Here is a 2,594-nt window from a genome sequence, read left to right as displayed (position 1 = left end):
CCGCCCGGGCCGGCGGCGTGACCGTCTTCGAGTTCCTGCTCGCCGCGCTGCACGGTCTGCTGCGCCGCTACGGCGGCGAGGCCGTGCCGGTCGCCGTCCCGTTCTCCGTCCGCCGCCGCGAGCAGCGCGCCGAGATCGGCCCGTTCGTCAACGAGCTGCCGGTGTACGCCCCGGCCGGTGTCGACGACTCCGCCCCGTTCGACCGGTACGCGCGGGCCGTGCGCGCCGAGGTCCGGCTGGTCTCGGCCCACCGCGCCGTCCCGTTCGGCACGGCCGTGCCCGGGCTCACCCCGCGGGCCGGGCTGGCGCCGGTCTCGTTCGGCTACCGCCGCCGCACCACCGCCGACCCGGTGTTCCCGGGCAGCACCACCGAGGTCGACTGGGCGGTCTTCCCGCACGCGGCCCGCAACACCCTGCACCTCCAGGCCGTCGAGGACGCCGCGGGATCGGCGGGCTCGGGGGACGGGGACGCCGCGGGTTCGGCGGGTTTTGACGGCGTCGCGGGCTCGGGGGACGCCGCGGGTCCGGACAGCGCCGGGAGTGTCGCGTTCTCGCTCCAGTACGACCCGGCCGTGCTCGCCCCGGCCGCCGCCCGGCGGATCGCCGGGCACTTCGCCACCCTGCTCGCCGCCGCCACCGCCGCCCCCGGTACGGCGCTGGGCGCGCTGCCGCTGCTCGACCAGGCCGAGGAGCGCCTCGTCACCGCCGCCTGGAACGCCACCGCCCGGGCCTACCCGGCCGACCGGACCGTGCTCGACCTGGTCCGCGAGCGCGCCGCCGCCGACCCGGAGGCCGTCGCGGTGGTGGCCGGGACGGAACGGCTCACCTACCGCCAACTCCTGCGCCGCGCCGACCGGCTGGCCGGCGCGCTGACGGCGGCCGGGGTCGGCCGGGACGACCTGGTCGGCCTGCACCTGGCCCGCACCGCCGACCTGCCGGCCGCCCTGCTCGCGGTGCACGCCGTCGGCGCCGGGTACCTGCCGCTCGACCCCGGCTACCCCGCCGAGCGGCTCGCGCTGGTCCTCGCGGACTCCGGCGCGGCCCTGCTGCTGGCCGACCGGGAGCCCGCCCCCGAGGTGGCCGCCGCCGCCCCGGCGCTGCTCCGGCTCGCCGACGCCTCCGACGCCTCGGTCACCTCGGAGGGTGCCTCGGAGGGTGCCGAGGTGCGCCCCGGCCGGCTCGCCTACGTGCTCTACACCTCCGGGTCCACCGGCCGTCCCAAGGGCGTCGAGATCGGCCACCGCGCGCTGGTCAACCTGCTCTCGGCCTTCGCCGACCGGCTCGGCTCCGGCCCCCGGGACGTCTGGCTCGGCCTCACCTCGCTCTCCTTCGACATCTCCGCGCTCGAACTGCTGCTGCCGCTGGTCACCGGCGGCCGGCTGGTGCTGGCCCCGGACGGGCTCGCGGTGGACGGCCCCGGTCTGCGGGCGCTGATCGAGCGCGAGGGCGTCACCCACGTCCAGGCCACCCCCTCCGGTTGGCGGGTCCTGCTCGGCGCCGGGCCGCTGCCGTCCGGGCTGACCGCCCTGGTCGGCGGGGAGGCGCTGCCGCTGCCGCTGGCCCGGCAGCTGCGGGCCGGCACCGAGCGCCTGTTCAACGTCTACGGCCCGACCGAGACCACCGTCTGGTCCACCTGCGCCGAACTCCCGGCCGCGCCCGAGGCGGTGCGGATCGGCCGGCCGATCGCCAACACCCGCGCCTACGTCCTGGACCGGCGGCGCCGCCCGCTGCCGATCGGGGTGCCGGGCGAGCTGTACCTCGGCGGCGACGGGCTCGCCGAGGGCTACCTGGGGCGGCCCGACCTGACCGCCGAGCGCTTCGTCGCGGACCCGTTCGGCGCCGACGGCGCGGACGGCGACCGGCTCTACCGCACCGGCGACCTGGTGGCCTGGACCGCCGACGGCGAACTCGACTTCCTCGGCCGGCTCGACGACCAGGTGAAGATCCGCGGGCACCGGATCGAGCTCGGCGAGATCGAGGCGGCGCTGCTGGCGCACCCGGCGGTCGCCGAGGCCGCCGCCGCGGTCCACCGGGAGGACGGGGCCGCGCCGGACGGGGTGGGTGAGCCGTTCGTGGCCGGGTACCTCGTCCCGGCCGCCGGGGCGGTCGCCCCGGCCCCGGCCGAACTGCGTGCCTTCCTCCAGCGGTCGCTGCCCGGCGCGGCGCTGCCGCAGCGCTACCTGGTGCTCGACCGGCTGCCGCTGACGCCCAACGGCAAGCTGGACCGCCGGGCGCTGCCCGTCCCGCCGCCGGCGACCGACGCGCCGAGCGCCGCGCCGAACGCCGCCCCGAGCGCCGCCCCCACCGAGGGCGAGGCGGACGAGGTGCTCACCGCCGTGCTCGGCATCTGGTCCGAGGTGCTCCGGCTGCCCGACCTGGGCCCCGAGGACGACCTGTTCGAGCTCGGCGGGCACTCCCTGACGATCATTCAGATCACCGCCAGGATCCGCGACCTGCTCGGCGTCGAACTCGACTTCGACGTGTTCTTCGCCGCCCCCACCCCGCTCGGCATCGCCGCCGCCGTCCGCGACCTGCGCTGACCCGCCCCGGGCGGCGCGCACCGGCGCGCGCCGCCCCCCGCTCCCCGCGGCGGG

Annotated in this window: 1 protein-coding gene; it reads left to right on the top strand. The window is 78.5% G+C overall.

Annotated elements, in window-relative coordinates; all coding sequences use genetic code 11:
• Nucleotides 1-2,540, top strand: a 2,540-nt coding sequence (locus tag AB0N76_RS39655) for a non-ribosomal peptide synthetase (protein WP_363565719.1), incomplete at its 5' end; no start/stop codon positions are given.
• Nucleotides 2,541-2,594 lie beyond the last annotated feature (54 nt).

The organism is Kitasatospora sp. NPDC093806, from assembly GCF_040683335.1.
Lineage (GTDB): Bacteria > Actinomycetota > Actinomycetes > Streptomycetales > Streptomycetaceae > Kitasatospora.
The sequence above is the reverse complement of the archived record's forward strand: the minus strand, read 5'-3'. Positions and strand labels throughout refer to the sequence as shown.